We start from the raw sequence: 2862 nt of genomic DNA, 5'->3' as shown, positions 1-2862 counted from the left end.
TGCACAGCAGAGGTCCAGGCAAATGGAGTGTTACCGTGAACAACGATTTTCATGACAACTGCTCCTTGTCGGCGCGCGACGAAGCCCGCTCCCAGCCAGCGCGACCATCGGCAATCACCCGCAATAACTGCTGTGTCGAACCATCGTAATCATCGGCACTGGCAGCACCGGTCATCACTGAGTGGGTGGCAGTAGCAATTTTCTTGCCCAACTCCACGCCCCATTGGTCAAACGGGTTGATGTTCCACAGCGCCGAAGCCACATACACTTTGTGCTCGTAAAGCGCGATGAGCTGGCCCAAGCGATAAGGCGTGAGCTCATCAAACAGCAGCGTTGAAGACGGCTGATTACCACGATAATAATGATGGCCTTGGCGCGTAGCATCGCCGAGCATAAGCACGCGCGATTGCGCCAAACAGTTGGCCAACGCCAGCTGCTGCTGGTGCTGCAAACTCGAGCCGGTGTCATCATCGCGGCTGTAGCGGCGTATCGGCGCGATGAAATCGCAGGCCACCGGCTGCGTGCCTTGGTGCAGCAATTGGTAAAACGCGTGCTGGGCATTGGAGCCGACCTCGCCCCATAAAATCGGGCAAGTGGCGTAATCAATCGGCTTGCCGAGGCGGTCGACCGACTTACCATTACTCTCCATTTCCAGCTGCGTAAGGTAGCTGGGAAACAGCTTCAGGCGCGCATCGTAAGGCAAAATGGCTTGGCCATTGATGCCCAAAAACGTGCTATTCCACACCTGCAAAAGCCCCATCAGCACCGGCAGGTTATCGGCCAATGGTGCTTGGGCGAAATGCGTATCCATAGCGTGCGCACCGGCGAGCAGCTGCTTAAAACCCGCCATGCCGAGTTTCAGCGCGATGGGCAGGCCAATGCCCGACCACAGCGAAAAACGCCCACCGACCCAATCCCAAAAACGAATTTGGTTGGACTCGGGAATGCCATAAGCGGTCATCTTTTCTGGCTTCGCCGACACGCCAATAAAGTGGTGGCGCAAAATGCGGGCACGGTCGCTAATGCGCGTGCGCATCCAGGCGATGGCAGTTTCAGCGTTAGATAGCGTGTCGATGGTCGAAAATGACTTCGAAGCAACCACAAACAGCGTGGTTTCTGGGCGCAAATGATCAAGCAGATCGGCGAGCTGGGTGCCATCGATAGAGCTAACAAAATGCACATGCAGGCCGCGCGCTTCCGGTGGCGCAAACTCAGCCAACGACTGCGTGGCCAAATACGGGCCTAAATCGGAACCACCGACACCAATACTGACGACATCGCTGATGGCCTCGCCAGTCACGCCGCGCCATTGCTGAGCATGAATACGCGAGACGATATCGCTCATGCGTGCGAGGCTGGCGTGTATCGCCGGCACCACATCCTCACCCTCAACAATCAACTTGCTCGTGGCTGGCAAACGCAAAGCCGTGTGCAAAGCCGCGCGATCCTCACTTTGGTTCACGCGATCGCCGCTGAGCAAACGCTCAATGGCGCGTGGCAATTCACAGGCCTCAGCTAAGGCCAATAGGTCGTTGAGCACAGAGGCATCGAGGCGTTGCTTGCTGAAATCGAAGAGTAGGCCATCGTGCGTGCGCGTTAGCTCGGCGGTGCGCGTCGAGGCGCTTTTCGCGCCCCACACATCGCGCAAATGGCGCTGCTGCCAAATCGGCGCCTGCGCTGCCACCGCCTGCCATTCGCTGAGTTGACTCCGCGCTTTACTGCTCATATAAGCCCCGGCAACCAAGCGCGCAGCGGTGCGGCGAGCTCGGGGTCGCGCAGTGCCAGCGCCATATTGGCTTGCGCGTAGCCAAATTTGCTGCCGCAGTCGTAACGCACGCCGGCGAAGCGGTGGGCGCGGATGTCGTGCTCGGCGAGCAACGCACTGATGCCATCGGTGAGTTGAATCTCGCCGCCAGCGCCGGGCTGCACATCGGCGAGCGCGGCGAAGATGGCCTTGGGCAGCACATAGCGCCCGACCACGGCGAGATTGCTGGGCGCGACATCGGCGGCAGGTTTTTCCACCATCGCCACAATGCGCTGAGCGGAGGAATCAGCCAGCGACACCACACCATAGCGATGCACCTGGTCGCGCGGCACTTCTTCCACCGCCAATGACCATGCGCCAGTCGCATCGTGCAGCGCCACCATATCGGCCAAACAGCCTGCTGCGCCCGCACCTGACAACGGCGCATCAATAAAATCATCCACCAACATCACCGCCACGCCATCGCCCGCACTAGCCAACGCCGCCTCAGCGCCACACGCCACTGCGTGACCCAAGCCCAGTGCCTGCGGCTGCATGACCACTGTCACTTTCAGACCCTCAGGCACTGTGCCGAGCAACGCCGCCAGCAAATCTTTTTTGCCTTTAGCGGTCAATTCAGCCACCAGCTCTGGATCGGCTGGCTGCAAATGCGTCTCCAACCCCGACTTCTTCGGCGAATTCACCAGCACCACATGGCGAATGCCTGCGCGCCACGCCTCCTCCACCGCGTATTGCAGCAACGGCTTGTCGACCACCGGCAGCAACTCTTTCGGCACCGACTTAGTGGCCGGCAAAAAACGCGTGCCAAGACCGGCAACAGGGAGAATGACAGTTGAAATCACAGAGAGTTCCTTAAACTTTATTGGCCGCAAGAGTGGGCGCTTTTGTTGAAATTATCACTGAGGCCAAAGAGAGCCCCCGAAACTGGTATCACACCAACCGAGCTTCGAGCTTTTGTCGTAAGCGCTGATCCGACTACCCGACAACTTAGCAATCAGCCATCTACAATCGCCACAAAGCCAGGCCGGCAGCCGCAAAAGCAGCGCGATCAAACACTGACTTCACATCGATCACTGGCGTGCCAACACCAAACGCCG

At 58.7% G+C, this 2862-nt stretch carries 2 protein-coding genes; both read right to left on the bottom strand.

From position 1 onward, the window contains the following. Positions 1–49: 49 nt before the first annotated feature. A complete protein-coding gene (pgi, locus tag AC3DKE_RS11140; protein ID WP_487990736.1) occupies positions 50–1726 on the bottom strand; it encodes a glucose-6-phosphate isomerase in 1677 nt (558 codons plus the stop codon). Next, positions 1723–2607 (bottom strand): UTP--glucose-1-phosphate uridylyltransferase, encoded by an 885-nt coding sequence (locus AC3DKE_RS11135; protein WP_487990735.1) that lies wholly within the window; start codon positions 2605–2607, stop codon positions 1723–1725. The genes pgi and AC3DKE_RS11135 overlap by 4 nt, the downstream gene beginning before the upstream one ends. Positions 2608–2862: the final 255 nt, after the last annotated feature.

The organism is Paraperlucidibaca sp. (assembly GCF_982810325.1).
Note: the sequence above shows the minus strand (reverse complement) of the source record. Positions and strands in the feature narration are given on the sequence as shown.